Annotated in this window: 17 protein-coding genes and 4 pseudogenes; 10 read left to right on the top strand and 11 right to left on the bottom strand. The window is 49.8% G+C overall.

Annotation, left to right across the window (positions count from 1 at the left end):
* The 7 genes and pseudogenes from LH51_RS06800 to LH51_RS06770 all read left to right on the top strand — a co-directional run.
* On the top strand, positions 1 to 1,170 hold a 1,170-nt coding region (locus LH51_RS06800; RefSeq protein ID WP_036520932.1), incomplete at its 5' end, for a sigma-54-dependent transcriptional regulator.
* Positions 1,171 to 1,894: 724 nt separating this feature from the next.
* Positions 1,895 to 2,185, top strand: coding sequence for a hypothetical protein (locus LH51_RS23505; protein ID WP_268746540.1), 291 nt, complete (start codon positions 1,895 to 1,897; stop codon positions 2,183 to 2,185).
* The gene (pcnB, locus tag LH51_RS06790) at positions 2,170 to 3,135 is read left to right on the top strand and encodes a polynucleotide adenylyltransferase PcnB (RefSeq protein ID WP_327124481.1); all 966 of its coding nucleotides are present in this window, start codon (positions 2,170 to 2,172) and stop codon (positions 3,133 to 3,135) included. Before LH51_RS23505 ends, pcnB begins: the two co-directional genes overlap by 16 nt.
* Positions 3,128 to 3,616, top strand: coding sequence for a 2-amino-4-hydroxy-6-hydroxymethyldihydropteridine diphosphokinase (folK, locus tag LH51_RS06785; RefSeq protein ID WP_036520920.1), 489 nt, complete (start codon positions 3,128 to 3,130; stop codon positions 3,614 to 3,616). Before pcnB ends, folK begins: the two co-directional genes overlap by 8 nt.
* Before the next feature lie 42 nt (positions 3,617 to 3,658).
* Positions 3,659 to 4,448 (top strand): annotated as a pseudogene (gene panB / locus LH51_RS06780) (3-methyl-2-oxobutanoate hydroxymethyltransferase).
* A gap of 5 nt (positions 4,449 to 4,453) precedes the next feature.
* Entirely contained in the window at positions 4,454 to 5,302 is an 849-nt protein-coding gene (gene panC / locus LH51_RS06775; RefSeq protein ID WP_036520919.1) for a pantoate--beta-alanine ligase, read from the top strand.
* 220 nt (positions 5,303 to 5,522) lie between these two features.
* Positions 5,523 to 6,702 (top strand): annotated as a pseudogene (locus tag LH51_RS06770) (acetyl-CoA C-acetyltransferase).
* A gap of 184 nt (positions 6,703 to 6,886) precedes the next feature.
* Here the strand turns inward: LH51_RS06770 and LH51_RS06765 are convergent.
* The gene (locus tag LH51_RS06765; protein ID WP_036520917.1) at positions 6,887 to 7,723 is read right to left on the bottom strand and encodes a 6-carboxytetrahydropterin synthase; all 837 of its coding nucleotides are present in this window, start codon (positions 7,721 to 7,723) and stop codon (positions 6,887 to 6,889) included.
* 134 nt (positions 7,724 to 7,857) lie between these two features.
* On the opposite strand from LH51_RS06765, the gene rsuA reads away from it, so the two are divergent.
* The 3 genes from rsuA to LH51_RS06750 are packed head-to-tail and all read left to right on the top strand — an operon-like array spanning position 7,858 to position 10,295.
* Positions 7,858 to 8,568 (top strand): 16S rRNA pseudouridine(516) synthase RsuA, encoded by a 711-nt coding sequence (rsuA, locus tag LH51_RS06760; RefSeq protein WP_036520915.1) that lies wholly within the window; start codon positions 7,858 to 7,860, stop codon positions 8,566 to 8,568.
* Positions 8,565 to 9,626 (top strand): methyltransferase, encoded by a 1,062-nt coding sequence (locus LH51_RS06755; protein ID WP_052063532.1) that lies wholly within the window; start codon positions 8,565 to 8,567, stop codon positions 9,624 to 9,626. The genes rsuA and LH51_RS06755 overlap by 4 nt, the downstream gene beginning before the upstream one ends.
* A gap of 12 nt (positions 9,627 to 9,638) precedes the next feature.
* Positions 9,639 to 10,295, top strand: coding sequence for a YciC family protein (locus LH51_RS06750; RefSeq protein ID WP_036520912.1), 657 nt, complete (start codon positions 9,639 to 9,641; stop codon positions 10,293 to 10,295).
* Between the two features lie 126 nt (positions 10,296 to 10,421).
* Here the strand turns inward: LH51_RS06750 and pnp are convergent.
* From pnp to LH51_RS24125, 10 genes and pseudogenes are all read right to left on the bottom strand, one after another.
* A pseudogene (pnp, locus tag LH51_RS06745) lies at positions 10,422 to 12,529 on the bottom strand (polyribonucleotide nucleotidyltransferase).
* 180 nt (positions 12,530 to 12,709) lie between these two features.
* Positions 12,710 to 13,003: a 30S ribosomal protein S15 gene (gene rpsO / locus LH51_RS06740; RefSeq protein WP_442934817.1), complete on the bottom strand. Its 294-nt coding sequence runs from the start codon at positions 13,001 to 13,003 to the stop codon at positions 12,710 to 12,712.
* Between the two features lie 90 nt (positions 13,004 to 13,093).
* Complete coding sequence (gene truB, locus LH51_RS06735) at positions 13,094 to 14,056, bottom strand: tRNA pseudouridine(55) synthase TruB (RefSeq protein ID WP_036520909.1); 963 nt, start codon at positions 14,054 to 14,056, stop codon at positions 13,094 to 13,096.
* Positions 14,057 to 14,059: 3 nt separating this feature from the next.
* Entirely contained in the window at positions 14,060 to 14,452 is a 393-nt protein-coding gene (gene rbfA, locus LH51_RS06730) for a 30S ribosome-binding factor RbfA (RefSeq protein WP_036520905.1), read from the bottom strand.
* A 9-nt stretch (positions 14,453 to 14,461) separates the two neighbouring features.
* Positions 14,462 to 17,008, bottom strand: coding sequence for a translation initiation factor IF-2 (infB, locus tag LH51_RS06725; protein WP_036520902.1), 2,547 nt, complete (start codon positions 17,006 to 17,008; stop codon positions 14,462 to 14,464).
* 27 nt (positions 17,009 to 17,035) lie between these two features.
* Positions 17,036 to 18,525: pseudogene (gene nusA / locus LH51_RS06720) on the bottom strand (transcription termination factor NusA).
* Between the two features lie 29 nt (positions 18,526 to 18,554).
* Positions 18,555 to 19,010, bottom strand: a complete 456-nt coding sequence (rimP, locus tag LH51_RS06715) for a ribosome maturation factor RimP (RefSeq protein WP_036520899.1) — start codon at positions 19,008 to 19,010, stop codon at positions 18,555 to 18,557.
* Between the two features lie 393 nt (positions 19,011 to 19,403).
* Positions 19,404 to 20,780, bottom strand: a complete 1,377-nt coding sequence (locus LH51_RS18965; protein ID WP_052063531.1) for a GGDEF domain-containing protein — start codon at positions 20,778 to 20,780, stop codon at positions 19,404 to 19,406.
* 225 nt (positions 20,781 to 21,005) lie between these two features.
* Positions 21,006 to 21,533 carry an ABC transporter permease gene (locus LH51_RS24130; RefSeq protein WP_327124474.1) on the bottom strand — a complete coding sequence of 176 codons (528 nt, stop codon included), beginning with the start codon at positions 21,531 to 21,533 and terminating at the stop codon, positions 21,006 to 21,008.
* Positions 21,515 to 21,856: an ABC transporter permease gene (locus tag LH51_RS24125; RefSeq protein ID WP_327124472.1), complete on the bottom strand. Its 342-nt coding sequence runs from the start codon at positions 21,854 to 21,856 to the stop codon at positions 21,515 to 21,517. Before LH51_RS24125 ends, LH51_RS24130 begins: the two co-directional genes overlap by 19 nt.
* Positions 21,857 to 21,870 lie beyond the last annotated feature (14 nt).

The raw sequence follows: 21,870 nt of genomic DNA, 5'->3' as shown, positions 1-21,870 counted from the left end.
CTCATTGCCCACGCAGGAGTAACTCCGGTACTGATCATGACCAGTTATGCCAGCATGCGCTCAGCTATCGACGCCATTAAAATGGGAGCCGCTGAGTATATTGCCAAACCCTTTGATCACAATGAGATGCTAGCGGTAATTGCCAAGCTGATACAACTACACGAAGCGAAAATACCCGTTGTTAATAGCCGCACACACAAACCACTACTCGATGGTTCCTGCCAGCCGATTCAGGACCTGATCAGACAGATCAACAAAATCGCATCAACTGATGCCACTGTTCTGATTCTGGGCGAATCCGGAACAGGCAAAGAGTTAGCAGCCAAAAGCATCCACCAGCAAAGCCCCAGAGCGGCCTCGCCCATGGTCTGCGTTAACTGCGCGGCGATTCCGGAAACGCTGATTGAATCTGAGTTGTTTGGTCATGAAAAAGGAGCTTTCACTGGTGCAGATACACCCCGTAGTGGTCTGATTGAAGCCGCCGACGGTGGCACCCTGTTTCTGGATGAGATTGGCGAGCTGCCACTTGAAGCCCAGGCCCGCTTACTACGCTTCTTACAGGAAGGCGAAATTCGCCGGGTAGGCTCGGTACATGCCAAGCGTGTTAATGTGCGCTTGATTGCCGCCACACACCGGGATCTGAAAACTCTGGCGCAGGAAGGACGCTTTCGTGAAGACCTTTACTATCGACTCTATGTCATGGAACTGAAAATGCCAGCGCTGCGTGAGCGCGGTGAAGATATTTTTGAACTTTCACAGGTATTTTTAAAAGAACAATGTAGTAAGCACCATGTTAACCTGAGTTTCAGCCCAGCTGCCATCCAGACAATGCTACAGCATGCCTGGCCTGGCAATGTTCGGGAACTGCAGAACTCCATCGAGCGCGCAGTTATTCTTGCTGAAAGCAGCCAGATTACGCCCGAGCTTCTCGGACTGAATGCCACACAACAGCACCCTAAAGTGGATGATACTCGAACAACTGCATCCGCACAGCCAACCAATGCTGAACACTCACTGGATGATTACTTTCTTAAATTTGTTCTGGAGAACCAGCATCATATGAATGAGACCGACCTGGCAAAGAGTCTGGGTGTGAGTCGTAAGTGTCTCTGGGAAAAGCGACAAAAGCTGGGTATACCTCGCAAATCAAAAACAGCACACAACCCCTAATACTAAAGTCTAACCATATGAAAACAGTAGGTTTTTAATCTGTTACTTTTTTACACACACGGGTAACACAATATGTGCAGAAGGGTAACAAACCTGTATCCAGCCAATATCAATAACGCACAATTTTGTTACTCAGTATAATAAAAACAATAGATTAGAAAAACTGGCACAGTTACTGCTCTATACAAGGCAATAATAATAAAAATAATTTCAAACTGGCACTAATAAAACTAACAACGCCAGACAGGAAGAGTAAACATTTAAACCTCGAATAAAAATAATAACGAGGCTTCGCTGATAGCAGAGTGACAACAACACTCAGGACAGTGCTCAAACAAAAACAAGCTTTGTTGCACTCTGCTTTCAGCCCTCCACTCCTTTCCATTTCCGTTTGACTTTACCTACCGCTAAACTAACACCCTCAAGCGCTTAACTGGTATCATCTGCCAAAATTTTCCATCTTTAAGTTACCTCTGGAAGAATATCACCTGATGCAAGAGTTGCTCCTAATCCTTCTGCTCCTGGTTGCTGCAAGCCTAACCTACTGGCTACTGCGCCGCCGCGCCCGCGCGTCAACAGCGCTGAACCCTCATCATCAATCGCCGACTCAGGCGCCAGCAATCGAAATGCAGGCCCAGCCACTAAAAACCTGCCACTGGGCGAAAAACGCGTTATTCCTGAATCAGTACACCAGATTCCACGACAGCGTCTGGATGATAACGCCATGAAAGTGGTCTACCGTTTACATGATGCAGGCCATGACTGCTTTCTGGTCGGCGGCTGTATTCGTGACTTACTCCTGAACCTGAAGCCTAAAGATTTTGACGTCGCCACATCAGCACACCCAGAACAAGCGGTTGAGCTATTCCATCGTGGACGCCTTATTGGCCGTCGCTTCAAGCTCCTGCATGTGCGTTTTGGTCGTGAACTGATCGAAGTGGCCACCTTCAGGGCCAGCCATGACAGTGAAGACAATGATGACGGAGAACAGGGACGCCAATCAGCCAGCGGCTGATCCTCAGAGACAATGTCTACGGCAGCATTGAAGAAGATGCACTGCGACGTGACTTTACCGTCAACGCCCTCTACTACTGTGCCCGTGATTACAGTATTTATGATTTTGCCAATGGCTATCCTGACTTGCAGCAGCGCATCATTCGCATGATTGGTGAACCCGCGCAGCGCTATCGAGAAGACCCCGTCAGAATGCTCAGAGCCGCACGCTTTGCCGCCAAGTTGAATTTTGAAATAGAAGCCGCTACGGCAGCGCCAATCCATGAACTATCCCCGTTGCTCGGCCGCATAGCACCAGCACGCTTGTTTGATGAAGCACTCAAACTACTGCAATCCGGTTACGGTGCCGCCGCTTATCGACAGATGCAACGCTTTGATCTGTTTCGCTACCTGTTTCCACTGACTCAAGAGATTCTGGATGATCCGGAATGGCCGACACCCATCCTGGTTCAGCATGTGCTCAAGAATACCGACAAACGCCTGGAACAGGGAAAGAGTGTAACGCCAGCCTTTATGTTTGCCGCTCTGCTGTGGTATCCGCTGTATCAACGCTACCTGGAAATTCTTGACGAAGGAGAACTCCCTCCACTTCAAGCACTGCATGAAGCCGCTAATCAGGTGCTTTCAGCCCAGGTCAAAGCCACCGCCATCCCGCGTCGATTTTCAGCGCCAATGCGTGAGATATGGGAACTGCAGCTTCGCCTCCCTCGTCACCAGGGTAAAAAGGCTGATCAGCTCATGGCACACCCCAGATTCCGGGCAGCTTATGATCTGATTCTACTGCGTGAATCGGCGGGCGAAGACCTTGACGGACTAGGGCAATGGTGGACAAACTATCAGAAAGCTAATGAAGTGCAACGCCGCGACCTTAACACAGAGACGGCAACGGATGAACAGCCACGCAAACGCCGCCGCCGACGTCGTAAGCCGAGCAATAAACCCCATGAATGAGGTGCGTTGCTTTATTGGCCTGGGCAGCAATCTGAATGAGCCGATTCAACAGGTTCGCACAGCGCTGACTGAGCTTAATAGCCTTCAGGGTGTACGCCTTACCCGGCACTCACCACTCTACCGTTCAGAGCCAGTAGGTCCTGCCGGGCAGCCCGACTACATCAATGCTGTAGCAGAATTGCAAACCACACTGCATCCACTTGCACTGCTGGACGCCCTGCAACAGGTGGAGCAAAAGCATCAGCGCAAACGTATTCAACACTGGGGACCACGTACACTGGACCTGGACCTGCTACTCTATAATAATGAAACAATTAATAACGAGCGCCTGACGGTGCCGCACCCTTACATAACAAAACGCAATTTTGTCTTGCGTCCACTGGCCGATCTTGAGTCAGATCTCACTCTGCCCGATGGCAGCAAATTAATGCAACATCTAGCAGATTGTCCAATGGGCACTCTTCAACAGTTACCGCTATAATACAGCGCTTACTGACAGATCGAATTAGTCTGGAACCCCTCTATGAGCAACATCACACTTCACACACTAACGGGCCTTAAACAAAAAGGCAGTAAATTTTCAGTACTTACCGCTTATGACGCAACCTTTGCACACCTGATCAGCTCTACCGGTACTGAAATGATTCTGGTTGGCGACTCTCTGGGCATGGTGCTACAGGGACACGACAGCACCCTGCCAGTAACACTGGATGACATGGTCTACCACACCGCCGCAGTAGCCCGGGGCAACCAGGCTCAATGATCATGGCCGATTTGCCATTTATGAGTTATGCCACGGCGGAGCAGAGCATGCAAAGTGCCGGGAAACTAATGCAAGCCGGTGCACATCTGGTCAAGCTTGAGGGTAACGCATGGCTGGCAGAGAGCATTACACTGCTAGCCGAGCGTGGTGTGCCTGTCTGTGCACATATGGCTTAACGCCCCAGGCTGTCAACCGTCTAGGCGGCTATCGTGTTCAAGGCAAGGATCGTGCAGCTGCCCAGCAGATGATTGAAGATGCCCGCTTGCTTGAAGAAGCTGGTGCCAGTCTATTGCTATTAGAGTGCGTGCCAACCTTGCTGGCTGAAGAAATCACCCGTAATGCTGACATTCCCGTCATCGGCATAGGTGCAGGCCCACATACCGATGCACAGGTACTGGTATTGCATGACATGCTGAATATTACTACAGGGCGAAAACCTCGCTTTACCCGCAATTTCATGGCCGGTGCCGACAGCATTGAAACAGCCATACGTCGCTATAATGACGCGGTAAAAAATGGCAGCTTCCCCAATCAGGACGAGAGTTTTTAAGTCAGATGCAAACGTTTGATACCATTACCCGGCTACGTGATGAGCTTAGAGCCTGCCGCCATTCCGGCAACACTATCGCTCTGGTTCCTACCATGGGCAACCTGCATGATGGCCATATACGACTGATCGAGACAGCGGCAGCCGCAGCGGATACTGTTGTTGCCAGCATCTTCGTTAACCCGCTGCAGTTTGGTCGCAATGAGGACTTGAGTAGTTATCCTCGCACTTTGATTGAAGATCAGCACAAACTTCAACAAGCTGGCTGCAACTTGCTCTTTGCACCGACTGAGGCAGAGATTTATCCGCGCGGCAGAGACAGCCAGACACGTGTAGAAGTCCCCGTACTCTCCGATCTTTATTGTGGCGAAACACGCCCCGGTCACTTCAGTGGCGTAACCACCGTCGTGTGCAAGCTATTCAATATTGTCCAACCGGACATTGCTGTATTTGGCGAAAAAGATTACCAACAGCTACGTATCATCCGCAAAATGGTGAGCGATCTTTGCATAGCAACTGACATCATCTCGGTACCGGTTGTTCGTGCCGACTCTGGCCTGGCACTGAGCTCACGCAATGGCTATCTATCATCTCAGGAACTGGAGCAGGCACCTGCACTACAACGCGTGATCAGCACAACAGCTGCCGCACTCCGGCAAGGACGTCGAGACTTCAGCCAACTTGAACATGAGGCGACGCTGCAGCTTGAAGCTGTAGGCTTTCGCCGGGACTACTTCCGCATCGTTCGACGCAGTGACCTTGCTCCTGCGACAGACCAGGACTCAACCCTGGTCATACTCGCAGCTGCCTGGATGGGCCCAGCAAGACTGATCGATAACCTCGAACTCGAACTTTGAGATATAACCCTAACCAGACAATGGTCTAAGTCTCATCTACTTGACAGCAACACGCCTGTTCACGCAGACTCAATCCCGGCTGATTCCTTACATCAGGAATGAGTTTCGCTTGCTTAAAAGCCACCCTGCCGCGCTGATGCCCGTTGTCATACACTATTCATTATTACTGGCGTATCATGGGTGCAGGATGTCATCAAAGTCACAACAATGAGGAATACCCATGCGTGAAGTTGTTATCGTTGCTGCTGGTCGTACAGCGGTAGGTGCATTTAATGGCGCCTTAGCGTCCCAGCCTGCCGCCATCTTAGGTGCAACTGTAATCAAAGGTCTACTGGAAAAGCATGCCATAGATGCTGCCAACATCGATGAGGTCATCATGGGGCAGGTACTTACAGCAGGCTGCGGTCAGAATCCGGCGCGCCAGGCGCTGATTCATGCAGGTATTCCCCAGGAAGTCCCTGCTATCACTATCAACAAAGTTTGTGGATCCGGTCTCAAGGCAATCCAGATGCTGTACAAGCCATACGTTGTGGTGATGCCGAGATGATTATTGCGGGTGGACAGGAAAACATGTCCTCGTCTCCGCACCTTCTGCCCAACTCCCGTAACGGTGCCCGTATGGGTGACTGGAAGATGATTGATTCCATGATCACTGATGGACTGTGGGATGCGTTCAACAATTACCACATGGGTATTACCACCGAAAATATCGTTGATAAGTACGGCTTTACCCGTGAAGAGCAGGATGTGTTTGCCAGCGCCTCTCAGAACAAAGCCGAAGCCGCTGTCACATCTGGACGCTTTAAAGATGAGATCATCCCAGTCACTATCCCTCAGCGTAAAGGCGATCCGGTAGTTTTTGATACTGATGAACAGCCTCGCTTTGGCTGTACGCCAGATGCATTGGCTAAGCTACGCCCTGCTTTCAAAAAGGATGGCACAGTTACGGCGGGTAACAGCTCCACCATTAACGATGGTGCCGCCGCGGTGATTGTCTGCTCCGCTGAAAAAGCCGCTGAACTGGGCCTGAAACCCCTGGCACGCATCAAAGCCTATGCGTCTGCCGGTGTAGATCCAGCTATTATGGGTACCGGTCCTATTTGCGCCACGCAGAAAGCCCTGGAAAAGGCTGGCTGGAATGTCAGCGATCTGGAACTGGTAGAAGCCAATGAAGCCTTTGCCGCTCAGGCCATGTCAGTGAACAAGGACCTGGATGGGATACTAACATCGTCAACGTCAACGGCGGCGCCATTGCTTTGGGGCATCCTATTGGCGCATCCGGCTGCCGTATTTTTGTGTCGCTGGTACACGAAATGAACAAACGTGATGCCAAGAAAGCCCTGGCTACACTTTGCATCGGTGGAGGCATGGGTACGGCGCTGGCGATTGAGCGCGACTGATTAGCACCAGGTACTGATTGGTTATTATGTGCCGCTCCTGCGCATCTATGCGCCCGCGGTATATAACGCCACGGACGGCGTGTATGCAGAAAACGCAGGAGCAGTTTTATGCCCGCCCTTCCTGTACATAAAAAAGCCAGGGTTGTATTTGCAGCCCTGGCTTTTTGTATAGGCAGTAAACTATTTATTTCACCGCAATAGCACCCTTGCCTACTCCTTCGTAAGCCCGCACTTCAATAGTCGAATCGGGATACTCTGCTTTGATAGACTGAGCCAAATGCTCGGCTATCTGCTCTACCGTTGTTTCTGTTTCCATCAAATAACAACAACGCATCGGCAGTAACAGCTCAAATTTCCCCTGTGGCGCTTCATAGGCAAACAGGGCATGTCCCTCTTCGTTTTTAAGCAGGTGCGCCTGAGTACCTATATAGATGTCTTCAAACTGCTGCGACCAATAGAGCTCAAGGTCCTGGCGACGCTTTTGATCAACACGAACCTGCATCCGCGAACGATGGCCATGGGCAATACGCTGGCAATTACCGCGATGCTGCTGCAAACCATGGCTGTAGTGATAAAAAGCCCCCTCTATCGGCTCAGCCACGAAGCGTAACTCCAGAGACTCGACCTGTTCCGGAAACAGTGCCAACAACTGCGTTTCACACCACTTGGCAACGGCTTGCTGCTGTATTTCTGCCACAGGCACCAGAGCAATTGCCTGATCCGGCGCCTTACACACAAAACGCCCCCCAGCCGGATAGGACCAGCTGACCTGTGTAACGCCTGCCGACTGCTGCCAGATTAGTCCACTCATGCCGGTCGCCACCACCAGCATATGATCGACATGCGTATCCAGCCAGGTTTTGATGCGTTTTTTTACCACACCAAAATCACAGATCATCCCCTGCTCATCCAGCCTGCCCTCCAGGACCAACTGCACTTCCCAGGACTCACCCACCAATCCCCGCTGCGGGTGCAGGTAGGAAAAATCCACATGGGTCAGGTTATCGACAAATAGCTTCACACATGCCTCACTGCATCGCGTTAATAAGGTCTGTATTTTAGCCTAAAGCCAGCAGATTTTCATGATACAAACTGTAAGGAATACCTCAGCGCCGGCTTGCGCTATAATGGCGCTTTTACCAAGAGTTGTGTGTTATGCGTCTGGATAAATACTTGGCACAAGCCACAGGCATGTCGCGAAAAGAAGTTAAAAAACGAATACATGCAGGTCTTATCCTGGTTAATAGTCAACCAGAGCGTGATAGTGGTCGCCATATCAATTCAGATGATCAGGTAGAACTGGATGGACAGCTACTTTCAGAGCCCTGCCCGCGCTTTTTGATGCTGCATAAACCTGTTGGCTATATCTGCTCCAATGATGATCCGGTACATGCCACTGCACTCACTTTGATCGACCTGCCAGCGGCTGAGAAATTACTCTTAGCCGGGCGTCTGGATCTGGATACCAGCGGCCTACTATTACTGACCGATGATGGCCAATGGACACACCGGATCACCTCACCCAAACATAAACTACCTAAGCGTTACCGTGTCTGGCTTGCCGAACCGCTGCAAGCCAAAGCCGAAGCCTTACTGGAACGCGGCATTATGCTCAAGAGTGAAACTCAGCGTACCAAACCGGCTCAGCTTGAGCGTATCAGCGATACAGAAGTACTGATCACTCTGACAGAAGGTCGCTATCATCAGGTCAAGCGCATGTTTGCAGCACTGGATAACCGCGTTGTGGCACTGCACCGTGAACTGATTGGTGAAATAACACTGGATGAATCCCTGGCACCCGGTGAATACCGAGAGCTCACCCAAGCCGAAATCGATTCAGTCTATGTTGGAGCAACGCTAACGTGACTAACCGGCCACCTGTGGATCCAGCCTCCTCACTCGTGTTCAGGACGCTACACAACTCACCCGATGATAGCCTGTGGTTAGTTGATGAAAATATCAGCCAACCACTCCCTGCAGCCCTGTCGCAGATTCAGGCTATCACTAACCGGTTTGACCTCTACCAGCACATGCAAGAGACAGGCTGGATGTGCTACTTCAGTGATTTTGATCTCAGTCATCTTCCACAGCGAAGCCTCGCACGAATAGTGCTGCGTATTCCCAAAGAAAAACCCCTGACTCATTATCTGATCAATCAGGCCGCCCTGCTGCTTAAAGACCAAGGTGAATTAATACTCATCGGAGATAAATCAGAAGGCATTCGTACCTACAGCCAACGTGCCAAGGAACGCCTCGGTGGTCAGTTAAGTGAAACTAAAATGAATGCAGGTCTGTGGTTTGCCAACATCACCTGCGCGGCACAGGTCAGCACTCGTGAGCTGGACGATCAGCGCTACACCCAATTGCGTGAGCTAAGTGATAAAAGCGGTTTCAGTTTTTTCAGCAAACCCGGGCTTTATGGCTGGCAAAAGGTGGATCAAGGCAGTGCTTTTTTATGTGATGAGTTGGCTACACTGCTTGGACAGCCAACGCCACTTTCTGGTCGTATCTTGGATTTAGGCTGTGGCTTTGGTTACTTAAGTCTGCGCAGTGCCAGCACCCATGCCCACTTGACCTGCACTGATAATAACGCCGCTGCATTGAGGGCTTGCAGGGTCAATCTAGATCACCAAGGCCTAAAAGGTGAAGTCATCGCCAGTGATGCCGGTAACAGCTTGAACGGCCCATATGACACTATTCTATGTAATCCGCCATTTCACACCGGTTTTGCCACCAACAGCGACATAACCAACCGCTTTATTGCAGCCGCGGCTCGCCTCTTGACTGATGATGGCAATGCCTGTTTTGTAGTGAATAAACATATTGGACTTGAGCACAAAGCAGGCCCACACTTTGGTAAAATCCGCCTGCATGCCGATAATGGACATTTTAAACTCATACATTTGCGCCAACCCAGACACTAACAGGAATTTGTCATGACATTCGAATACCTTCGCCAGTCGCTTTTCTTTTTCAAGCAACACTTGCTTACTCTGGCTGCCATTCAACTACCATTCTTGGCGATAATCGGTCTATTAAGCTTTTTTCTGCAGGGTAACTTAGCTGCCGGAGAGGAAGTGGCCAGCGGTGGCTTTTTGCTACTTGGCTTATTGCAGCTGGGTTTGCTGCCGCTGTACTGGGGTGCGACCATTTTCTATATGCAATCAGTGCTGGACGGCAAGCCTTTGACCGTCATGAATGCCATCAGTCTAGGCATGAGCAGTTGGGGACGCTTACTGCTGACATACATACTTAATGGGTTTGCCGTGCTGCTAGGCTTAATCATGCTGATTATTCCCGGTGTTTATGTCGGTGTGCGCCTGGCCTTTGCCGACTATGTCTGCGTACTTGAAGGTAAAAGTGCCACGGTGTCGCTGAAACAAAGCTGGGCACAAACGCAGCCCTACTTTTGGATACTGGTGCAGGGCTTCGTGATTATTTTTCTCTGCCTGTTCCTGGTTGAAATGTTAATCCAGCAACTATTTGGCTCAACACTGCCAGGCACACTGCTGTCTTTACTGGTGGACTTCGGTGGGGTCATGCTGACTGTATTTGGATTTCGGGTATTTAGCGTGATGCGCGAAGAGCAATAGGATGTTAAATAAAAACCCCCGGAGAGTTATCAACTGTCCGGGGGTTTTTATGTATAGGACGTAGGTATATGCCGCAGGTCCATGTAAGCGCCTGCGTCTATGCACAGGCACTAAGTTACTCAGAGCTTACGCGCTGACAGACTCATCTTCATCCATATCTTTCATAGACAGCTTAATGCGTCCACGGACGTCTACATCCAGTACCTTAACCTTAATCACATCATCCATTTTGATATAATCGGTTACGGCTTTGACGCGTTCATTAGCGATCTGTGAAATATGCACCAGACCATCTTTACCTGGCAGGATATTTACAAAGGCACCGAACTCTTCAAGACGCACGACCTTACCTTCATAGATTTTACCCACTTCTGCTTCAGCGGTAATCGCCAAAATACGATCCACAGCCGCCTTGGCATTTTCTTTGTTGTCAGCATACACACGCACAGTGCCATCATCATCGATATCGATAGCGGCGCCAGTTGCTTCAGTCAGCGCACGAATGGTTGCGCCGCCTTTACCGATTACATCACGGATTTTCTCCGGATTGACTTTCAACTGCGTCATCGCTGGCGCATTATCAGGCAGTTCCGGACGGCTATAGCCGATTACTTTAGCCATCTCACGCAGGATATGCTTGCGCGCATCCATGGCCTGACCCAGAGCGATCTCCATGATCTCTTCGGTAATACCGGTGATCTTGATATCCATCTGCAGTGCTGTCACACCGTTTTCGGTACCAGCTACTTTAAAGTCCATATCACCCAGATGATCTTCATCACCGAGAATATCGGTCAGAATAGCGAAACGCTCGCCTTCTTTAACCAGACCCATGGCGATACCAGCCACCGGAGCTTTCAGAGGCACACCGGCATCCATCAACGCCAGTGAAGCGCCACAGACGGAAGCCATAGAGCTGGAACCATTGGATTCAGTGATTTCAGAAACCACACGGATACTGTAAGGAAATTCTTCCAGTGTTGGCAGCATCGCCTGAACACCACGACGCGCCAGACGGCCATGACCTATCTCACGACGACCTGGCCCCATCATGCGGGTTGTTTCGCCTACAGAATAACCTGGGAAGTTGTACTGCAGCATAAAGTTGTCTTTACGCTCACCTTCAATGGCATCGATGATCTGCATATCGCGCGCGGTACCCAGGGTACAGGTGACAATCGCTTGTGTTTCACCGCGAGTAAACAACGAAGAGCCATGCACGCTTTTCAGTACATCAATTTCAACATCAATCGGGCGTACAGTTTTGGTATCACGACCATCGATACGTGGCTGACCATCCAGAATACGACCACGCACTGTGTCTTTTTCGATACTGCCGAAGACTTTTTTAACGTCTTCATCAGAAGGAGCACCTTCAGCATCGGTCACCAGGGCTGCAACCACTTCGTCACGCAGGGCACGCACGGCGTCCTGACGCTGAGCTTTATCAGCCACCTGATAAGCATCACTCAAGCGAGAACCTAACAGCTGCTCTACCTGTGCAGTCAAAGACTCATCTTTGGCAACCGGCTGCCAATCCCAGGTGGGCTTCGCCGCAACAGCCGCAAGTTCATTGATGGCCTGAATAACAACTTGCATCTCTTGATGGGCATACAACACCGCACCCAGCATCTCATCTTCAGTCAGTTCTTTAGCTTCAGATTCAACCATCAGTACGGCATCAGCGGTACCGGCAACAATCATATCCAGTTCCGATGTAGCAGGGTGGCGTAGTTCGGATTGAGTATATAACCCTGTTCTTCATTAAAACCAACGCGTGCCGCACCAATCGGACCCTGGAAAGGGATACCTGAAATAGCCAGCGCAGCCGAAGTACCAATCATCGCCGCGATATCAGGATCAGCGCCTTTATCAGATGAAACAACCTGACAAATCACCATAACTTCATTCATGAAGCCTTTCGGGAACAGCGGACGAATCGGGCGATCAATCAGACGTGATGTCAGCGTTTCTTTCTCAGTTGGGCGCGCTTCACGCTTAAAGAAACCACCTGGAATACGGCCGACGGCGTAGTATTTTTCCTGATAATGAACCGTCAGCGGGAAGAAGGGCTGACCTGCTTTCGCTTCCTTTACACCCACAACGGTACAAAGTACCTGGGTTTTTTCATCCACAGTAACCATAACAGCGCCAGTTGCCTGACGTGCAATACGGCCAGTTTCTAGCGTGACGGTCTGCTGACCGTATTGAAAAGTTTTGGTAATCGCTTGCACGATAATCTCCTATTTAATATTGAGTATCAGTGCTGCAAACCAATCATACAATTCTTTGAGCCAGTACTCAGCTATACGCTGAGGTCAACATATACCTGAGTACGGGCTAGATGATTGTCAATGTTCACAGAGCTGAAAAAAACAGGGCCATACTGTGTATGGCCCCGGGTAACTCTTAGCTTAGCGACGCAGACCCAGACGGGCGATCAGCTTAAGGTAGCGATCAGCGTCTTTACGCTTCAGGTAATCCAGCAGCTTACGACGCTGGTTTACCATGCGAATCAGACCACGACGTGAGTGGTGATCCTGCTTATTCGCCTTAAAGTGACTCTGCAGGCCAGTAATGTTCGCTGTCAGCAGGGCTACCTGAACTTCCGGTGATCCGGTATCGCCAGTGCCACGACCGAATTCAGCGACAATCTCGCTTTCTTTTCTGTTGCTAATGCCATTTCTTTCTCCTTTAACAATATGCACACAACCTATAGGCTGCTGGTTTATAGACGCGCAGAGCCGGGCATATTTCCAGTACTGCGTCAGTAGCTACAGCTAAATAGCTGTAGCCGTTTAATGGTTTGCCTGAGTATCCGTTCGAACCAGACGTTTACCTTTCAAGCGACCCTCTGAATCCGTTTCCGCCAAACCCAGAAAGCGCCCGGTCGTCTGCTCAAACATCCGCCATTCAGCGGCAGGGCTCAAATTCAGATCAACCAGGGTACGCCCTTGTTGTAGCGCAATAGACTGCTCATCTGTCAGGTGACAGTCTGGCAAGGACTCTATGGCACTCCAAGGGGGTAATAATAACGCATCCAGGCTATTTTGTATGCAGTGCGGATCATCAGTCTGCAAGGCTTTAATCCGTTCATCCAGTGCCTCAAGAGACAACATCTGAGATTGATCAAACTGCCCAGTACGAATGCGGTGCAACCGACTGACGTGTGCGCCACAGCCCAGAAGTTCACCCAGATCCTGCACAATACTACGAATATAGGTGCCTTTAGAGCAGTGAATTTCAAGATCCAGTTCATTGTCACGTAACGCCAGTAGACGAATTTTATCAATTCGGACCTGGCGTGGTTTCACCTCAACCTGAATCCCTTTTCGAGCCAGCTTGTACATTGGCTGACCTTGCACCTTTAAGGCTGAATAGACAGGTGGTACCTGCTCTATTTCGCCTTGAAAATACGTTTGCAATAAGGTTTCAACCTGTGCAGCGGTAAGATCGTCAGGAATGGGGCGTACTTCTACCACTTCGCCATCCGCATCGGCCGTATCGGTTTTCTCACCCAGTTTGGCGGTAGTCAGATACGCCTTATCAGCATCAAGCAAATACTGAGAGAACTTAGTTGCCTCTCCCAGGCAGATTGGCAGCAGACCGGTTGCTAAAGGGTCTAACGCACCTGTATGACCCGCCTTGGCGGCACCATACAGATGCTTGACTCTTTGCAATACTTTGTTCGAACTCATCCCGGCAGGTTTATCCAGCAGGAATACGCCGTCGATCGCACGGCCTTTAGGTTTACGTGCCAAACCTTACTCCTCAGACTCGGAGCGCTTTTGCTCCCGCTGAAATGCCTGTTCAATCAGACTATGTAGACGACGCCCACGATCCACGCTTTCATCAAAGTGAAAGCGTAGTTGTGGCATGACGCGTAATTTAATCCCGCGTGACAACTCCTTACGCAGAAAGCCAGCGGCATTATTCAGCACAGCTAAAGACTGAGGAACCACGGTTTCTTCAGACTGGTCGCCGAGAGGCATCACTGTAACGTAGGTATCAGCGTAGCCAAGGTCTTTACTGACCTTGACATAACTGACCGTGACCATGCCCAGACGCGGATCCCTGATCTCACGCTGAATCAGCATGGACAGGTCGCGCTGGATCTGATCCGCTACCCGATCGGTTCGTTTAAACTCGCGAGCCATATCTCTCCATTACAGCGTGCGCTGCACTTCAATGGTGTCAAAGACTTCGATCTGATCGCCGGCTTTAACATCGTTATAGTTTTTCACCCCGATACCGCACTCCATTCCGTTGCGCACTTCGGCTACAACGTCTTTAAAGCGGCGCAGTGATTCCAGCTCACCTTCGTAAATAACCACATTGTCACGCAGTACACGAATACGCTTGTTGCGGTACACGGTACCTTCGACCACCATACAACCAGCGATCTGCCCCAGCTTCGGAGAACGGAACACATCACGTACTTCAGCAATACCGACGATTTCTTCACGATATACAGGTGACAGAAGCCCTACCATAGCCTGTTTAACATCATTAATGATGTCGTAAATCACGCTGTAGTATCGCAGCTCCAGCTCTTCACGCTCAACGATCGCTTTAGCCTGGTTATCCGCACGCACGTTAAAGCCGATCATAATGGCTGAAGACGCTAATGCCAGGTTGGCATCCGTTTCACCAAAACCACCAATACCGCTAGAGACAATGTTAACTTTAACTTCATCGGTGGACAGATCTTCCAGCGAGGTTGTCAGAGCTTCCAGTGAACCACGAACATCCGCTTTCAATACGATATTCAGGGATTTCACTTCACCCGCCTGCATATTCTCAAACAGGTTTTCCAGTTTGGCTTTTTGCTGACGCGCCAGTTTGATTTCACGGAATTTACCCTGACGGAACATAGCGACTTCACGGGCCTTCTTCTCAGAAGACACTACGGTGAATTCATCACCAGCACCCGGCGTACCGTCAAGACCCAGGATCTCTACCGGTATGGCAGGACCCGCAGACTCTACCGGACGTCCGGCTTCATCCAGCATAGCGCGGACTTTACCGTAGTGCAGACCGGCCAGGACAATATCACCTTTGCGCAACGTACCATTCTGTACCAACAAGGTAGACACAGAACCACGTCCCTTATCCAGACGCGATTCCACCACGACCCCAGACGCAGGCATATCAGCAACGGCTTTCAGCTCAAGTACTTCAGCCTGCAGCAATACGGCATCCAGTAGGGCATCGATTCCTTCACCGGTTTTCGCCGACACATGCACGAACTGCACTTCACCGCCCCATTCTTCAGAGATGACATCACGCTGTGCTAACTCATTACGCACACGTTCCGGATCTGCATCAGGCTTATCAATTTTATTGACGGCAACAACCAAAGGCACACCTGCCGCTTTGGAATGCTGAATAGCCTCTTCCGTCTGTGGCATCACGCCATCATCAGCAGCGACCACCAAAATAACGATATCGGTCAGTTTGGCACCACGTGCACGCATAGCAGTAAAGGCGGCGTGCCCTGGTGTATCCAGGAAAGTCACCATGCCGTTTTCTGTTTCTACGTGGTAAGCACCGATATGCTGGGTAATACCACCCGATTCACCCGCTGCTACCTTGGCTTCGCGGATATAGTCCAGCAGCGAGGTTTTACCATGGTCGACATGGCCCATTACTGTGACAACCGGTGCACGGGAAGTACCCTCACCTTTCTGCTGCTGCAAGCCTTCTAACAAGGCATCTTCAATGGCATTTTCCTGCAATGGAACCGCTTTATGGCCCATTTCTTCAACCACTAAAACCGCTGTATCCTGATCCAGCACCTGATTGATAGTTGCCATAGCACCCATCTTGAACATCACTTTGATGACCTCAGCCGCCTTGATCGACATTTTCTTGGCCAGATCAGCAACAGTGATACTTTCAGGCACGCTGACTTCATGCACTACGGGTGCAGTCGGTTTTTCAAATCCATGCTGATTAGAACTGGCACGCCCACGTCCCATTGCACGCTTTGGACTCTTGCCCGGACGCCGTGTACCACGCGGACCCTCTTCATTCATACCCGGACCCTTCCGGGTAGCCGCTGGCTTCCCTCGGCGAGGGGAGTCATCTTCGTCACGACGACCGCCACCTTTAGGACGATTTTCCTTGGTCTTGGTACGCGCGGGTCCTTTTTTCTCTTCAACAGGCTCAGTCACTACCGCAACATCCGGTACTGGCGCTGTAGCCACTTTCTGAGCCACAGGTTCAGGTGCAGCTTTGTCAGCAACGCTGGCATCCGCAACGTCTCCAGCTTTCACTTCGGCAGTTGGCACTGCCACGTCATCTGGAGTAGCTGTTGCCACTGCAGTTTCAGGAATATCTGGCTGTGCTGGCGTATCGCTGACAGCAGCTTCCATTTCTGCAGCATTACCAGCTTCATCTAAACCTTCACGCTTCACATAAGTACGTTTTTTACGTACCTCAACATTGACTGTTTTACGCTTACCTGCAGCACCGGCAACTTTAAGCTGCGATGTAGTTTTGCGCTTTAACGTAATACGACTTGGTTCAGCCACTGCACTTTCATCACCATGAGATTTTTTCAGGTGAGTAAGTAGTGACTGACGTTCTGTTTCAGAAACCATCGAGGTTTCTGACTTACCTTTGATACCGGCATCCTGCATCTGATTGAGCAAACGCTCAACGGATACACCAACCACATCGGCAAGTTGTTTAACGGTTACTTCTGCCATAAATGGGTTCCTCTTCTCCGCTGACTGTTACTGACTTTCTGAAAACCAGGGAGCGCGCGCGGTCATAATCAGCGCAGCAGCCCGTTCTTCGTCCAGCCCCTCAATTTCGGTTAACTCATCGACGGACTGCTCAGCAAGATCCTCCATGGTAATAACACCTATCGCCGCCAGCTGGTATGCCAGCGCGCGATCCATGCCTTCCATTGTCAGAAGATCTTCTGCAGGTTCCGTAGATCCTAATTGTTCTTCATTTGCGATCGCCAGATTCAGCAATGCATCTTTGGCTCTCATACGTAATGACTCAACGATATCTTCGTCAAAACCATCAATTTCAAGCATTTCATCAACCGGCACGTAGGCTACTTCTTCCAAAGAAGTGAAACCCTCATCAACCAGTATCTGTGCCAGCTCATCATCAACATCCAGATGCACCATAAACAGATCCAGAACTCGACCCACTTCAGACTGGTGTTTTTCCTGCGCTTCGGCTTCACTCATCACATTAAGCTTCCAGCCAGTCATTTCACTGGCCAGACGCACATTCTGACCATTCCGGCCGATTGCCATTGCCAGTGCTTCTTCAGCCACAGCGACATCCATAGAGTGGCTGTCTTCATCAATCACGATTGACGCAACTTCTGCCGGAGCCATAGCATTGATAACCAGCTGTGCAGGGTTATCATCCACAGCACAATATCTACACGCTCGCCACCCAGCTCATTGGTAACCGCCTGAACACGCGATCCACGCATACCGACGCAGGCACCCACAGGGTCGATCCGACCATCGTTGGTTTTGACCGCGATTTTGGCACGCGACCCAGGATCACGTGCCGCTGCTCTGATTTCAATCACCTCTTCAGCGATTTCAGGCACTTCAAGACTGAACAACTCAACCAGCATTGCCGGAGCTGTTCTGCTCAGGATCAACTGCGGGCCACGACCTTCTGCACGGACTTCTTCAAGCACAGCACGCACTCGATCGCCCATACGGAAGCTTTCACGTGGTAGCAGATGTTCACGGGGCAACAAGGCTTCAGCGTTATTACCCAGATCAATAATGACATTGTCACGTGTCACTTTCTTGACGGTGCCAGCAATCAACTCACCCTGGCGATCACGGTATTGATCAACCACTTTAGCCCGCTCAGCTTCGCGTACTTTCTGTACGATAACCTGCTTGGCGGTCTGTGCCGCTATACGTCCGAACACCACCGACTCAACCTGTTCTTCGTACACGTCACCAGGTTGCAGTGACGGGTCAAGCTCTTGCGCTTCCTGAAGCGTCAGTTCCGTACCCAGGGTTGGAACACCTTCATTATCCATCACCTGCCAGCGACGAAACGTATCGTAGTCACCGGTAGCGCGATCTATCTGCACATGGATATCGGCTTCTTCGTCGTAACGTTTTTTGGTTGCAGTCGCCAGCGCCACTTCAATCGCTTCAAATATAACCGCTTTCGGCACATCCTTTTCATTGGATACTGCCTCAGCAACCAGTAAAATCTCTTTATTCATTACTCAGCCTCACCTGAACCTTCAAACGCTTAAAATTGCGGAACCAGCCGCGCCCGATCTATAAAATCAAGGGGCAACAGGTATTCATGATCGTCTACCACGAGCAAAATCTCATCTCCTTCAACGCCATTCAGCACACCTTTGAAACGCCGACGTCCTTCAAAAGGAACACGCAGCCGGACTTCCAATTGGTGGCCCAAATAGGCCTGATATTGCTCCAATGTATACAAGGGGCGGTCCATTCCTGGCGAGGAGACTTCCAGCAAATATTGCTCTGTAATCGGGTCCTCTACATCCAGAATACCGCTAACCTGATGACTGACACGGGCGCAGTCATCTACTGTGACGCCTTCAGGGCCATCAATATAAATTCTCAGAGTGCTCTGTTTTCCTGCTGACCGAAATTCAACCCCCCAGAGATCAAATCCCAGCGCACTGATTGCAGGTCTAATCAAAATTTCCAGCTGTTTAATCTTAGCTGACACGCTATTTACCTCTTTCTGACACCGCAACAGGGGTGCCACATTTACTATCGGTAACAGAGCACTTTTGTTAATGCCTTGTTACGAGTTACCCCACGCAAAACAAAAAATGGGTCTCTACCGGACCCATTTCTGAAAGACATAGTGCCATGATTCACCTACGAAAAAGCCCCTATAGAGGGGCTTTTTCCTAATCCAGAGTGGGCTGTGTATCAACAACACGGCTGCTCATGGTTTGAAACCTGATTATACATACTACATTTATAGCAATAGTTATAATCAGCCTACGAAGCAGTACAAGCACTATGCACATCAGAAATGAGTGCCATCTCCGTAAAAAACTGCCTTATTATAGCAACTGACAGGGTTTGTCACAATATATAGATCCAATCACAATCAAGTTGATGCTAGTTTTGAAAATACTTTGTAGTTGTTACGGCCATCGGCCTTAGCTGCATACAAGGCTTTATCTGCCTGACTCAACATATCTTCCAGGGAGCGTGTGGCTTGGTTTAACTGACTAATACCAATGCTCGCAGTCAGCGTATGGCTGGTTAATGGCACAATCACTTTTTCAATCGCTTCTCGCAAACGCTCGGCAACTACAGCCGACTGTTCAGCATCAGCATCATCAAGCAGAAGCACAAACTCCTCTCCCCCCAACCGGGCATGCAGATCTGTCTGGCGGCAGGCATGGCGACAGCATTCAGCCACCGCCATCAGAACCTGATCCCCGGATTTATGCCCCCAAGTGTCGTTCACTAATTTAAAATAGTCGAGATCGACCATCAACAACGCCAGATCACGATTATGCCTACGGGCACGCTCAAACAATGCATTACCATAGTTAAAAAAGGCCCGTCGGTTCATCACCCGAGTCAACGGATCGTGTGATGCATCAAAGCGCGCCTGTTCACGCTCCTCTAGTGAGGCACCCAAAATCAACGCCATAATAACAGTCACAACAAAGAGTAACTGAAAATCTACTACGGGATAGTTATCCAGATCCAATAATAAATAAACTGACACCGCCGAAAGATTAACAATTAATGACGTAAGCAAAGCAAAGCGCATACCATAGACAGTGGCCGCCCAGGCTACCGGAAGCAGTATCAGATAACCAACACGCCCTACCATACCTTCAACACCCGTTACCATGAAATAGACAGCAACCGTTAGCGCTATCAACAATAACAACATCAATGGCCAAACCACACGCCTTTCAAACACATCACCCCGATACACATGATGGCCCTCATATACATCGATAAATAAAGTAGCGGCCACCATAAACATTAACACCCCACCTAAATCGCCAATCCAGTAGCTTAAAAACAACGTCAATAGCTCTTCTGAGGGGACCGATGCAAGATACTTCAGTACAAAAATGGCAACTGCAGCAGAAACCAGGGTAGTTAAAACCACGATCAGAATCAGCGCGCTAACATCTCGCAGAGTCTTGACAGGAAGAGAAAATAACGACAAATGACGCGCCAACACAGCCGCACCTGAATAAATCAACAGCTGACGTAGCGCCATGGCGAAGTTTTCAACTTGCCAGAAATGAAACAGACCAAAAGGGAAACTACCCAGCATGATAGCCAATGCGGCCACGGGTATATAACGCGGACCAAAATGAAATACAAACAGAAGAACAACACCCGCTGCAGGATAAAACGCACTTACAAAGGGTGCTATTTCAAACAGACTAGCAAAATGCCACATTAGATAATAGAGCAGCACCAGAACCAACGAGCGCGAAAAAAATTCCATTTATTACCTGCTGACCGCCTGAATCAAGGGCTAAATTCCCTGAAAAATCTTATGGAAATTCAGAGAAGCATATGATTCAGTATCCAGCATTTATTGTTTTCTGTATAGAATGAAACGCTGCCAAAGCACACTTACACGCATAAGCGTTGAAAAAATAAGCAAAAAATTTTAAAAAAATACCCTGGCTACTGGCGACAAAGTCACCAGTAGCAGGGTCGATACTGATCAAGCCGGAGAAATACCCCGGATTCTCTCGGAACGCCGACGCAACAACTCAACCGCTGTCAGCATGGCTATCGACAGGAGTACCAGGATGGTAGCGACAGCCAGAATGGTTGGACTGATAGATTCTCGGATACCCGACCACATCTGTATCGGCATGGTGGACTGTTGAGGTCCAGAGATAAACAACACCACGACCACTTCATCAAACGAGGTTGCAAAAGCAAACAACGCCCCGGAAATCACCCCCGGCAACACCAAAGGTAAAATCACTTTAAAAAAGGTCGTCGTTGGATTAGCACCCATCGAAGCGGCGGCCCGGACCAGACTTTGATCAAAGCCTGTCAGGGTTGCTGTGACGGTAATCACCACAAAAGGAATGCCCAGTGCCGTATGTGCCAAAATCACCCCGAGGTAGGTTTGCGCTAATCCTACATCCGAGAAAAAGAAGAACATACCCGCACCGGAAATGATCACCGGTACGATCATCGGTGAAATTAACACCGCCATCACTACCGATCGATAGGGCATAAAGCGGCTGGATAAGCCAGTGCCGCAATCGTACCCAATATCGTTGCCAGAATAGTCGATGCTATGGCAATCAAAATACTGTTTTTGATCGAGTGTAACCAGGCCTCTGAGGTAAAAAAGTCCTGATACCAGCGTAATGAATACCCCTCTGGATCCAATGTGAGCATCTTCTGGGTAAACGAGAAGTAGGGCTCCGCATTGAAACTCAGCGGAATTATCACAAACAGTGGACCAATCAAAAAACAGAATATCAAACCACAGATAATTCTGAAGATGTAATACCAGGCCTTTTCAAAAGGCGTTGCATAAGCAGGTACAGCCATAAGTTTTGCTCCTC

It is taken from the genome of Nitrincola sp. A-D6 (genome assembly GCF_000764495.1).
GTDB lineage: Bacteria > Pseudomonadota > Gammaproteobacteria > Pseudomonadales > Balneatricaceae > Nitrincola.
The sequence above is the reverse complement of the archived record's forward strand: the minus strand, read 5'-3'. Positions and strand labels throughout refer to the sequence as shown.

Excerpts from the sequence above, each read along its gene's own strand:
- infB (WP_036520902.1), bottom strand. The coding sequence starts at position 17,008 with ATGGCAGAAGTAACCGTTAAACAACTTGCCGATGTGGTTGGTGTATCC.
- LH51_RS06750 (WP_036520912.1), top strand. The coding sequence starts at position 9,639 with ATGACATTCGAATACCTTCGCCAGTCGCTTTTCTTTTTCAAGCAACAC.
- LH51_RS18965 (WP_052063531.1), bottom strand. The coding sequence starts at position 20,780 with ATGGAATTTTTTTCGCGCTCGTTGGTTCTGGTGCTGCTCTATTATCTA.
- LH51_RS24125 (WP_327124472.1), bottom strand. The coding sequence starts at position 21,856 with ATGGCTGTACCTGCTTATGCAACGCCTTTTGAAAAGGCCTGGTATTAC.
- LH51_RS23505 (WP_268746540.1), top strand. The coding sequence starts at position 1,895 with ATGAAAGTGGTCTACCGTTTACATGATGCAGGCCATGACTGCTTTCTG.
- rsuA (WP_036520915.1), top strand. The coding sequence starts at position 7,858 with ATGCGTCTGGATAAATACTTGGCACAAGCCACAGGCATGTCGCGAAAA.
- rbfA (WP_036520905.1), bottom strand. The coding sequence starts at position 14,452 with ATGGCTCGCGAGTTTAAACGAACCGATCGGGTAGCGGATCAGATCCAG.
- folK (WP_036520920.1), top strand. The coding sequence starts at position 3,128 with ATGAATGAGGTGCGTTGCTTTATTGGCCTGGGCAGCAATCTGAATGAG.
- panC (WP_036520919.1), top strand. The coding sequence starts at position 4,454 with ATGCAAACGTTTGATACCATTACCCGGCTACGTGATGAGCTTAGAGCC.
- LH51_RS24130 (WP_327124474.1), bottom strand. The coding sequence starts at position 21,533 with ATGCCCTATCGATCGGTAGTGATGGCGGTGTTAATTTCACCGATGATC.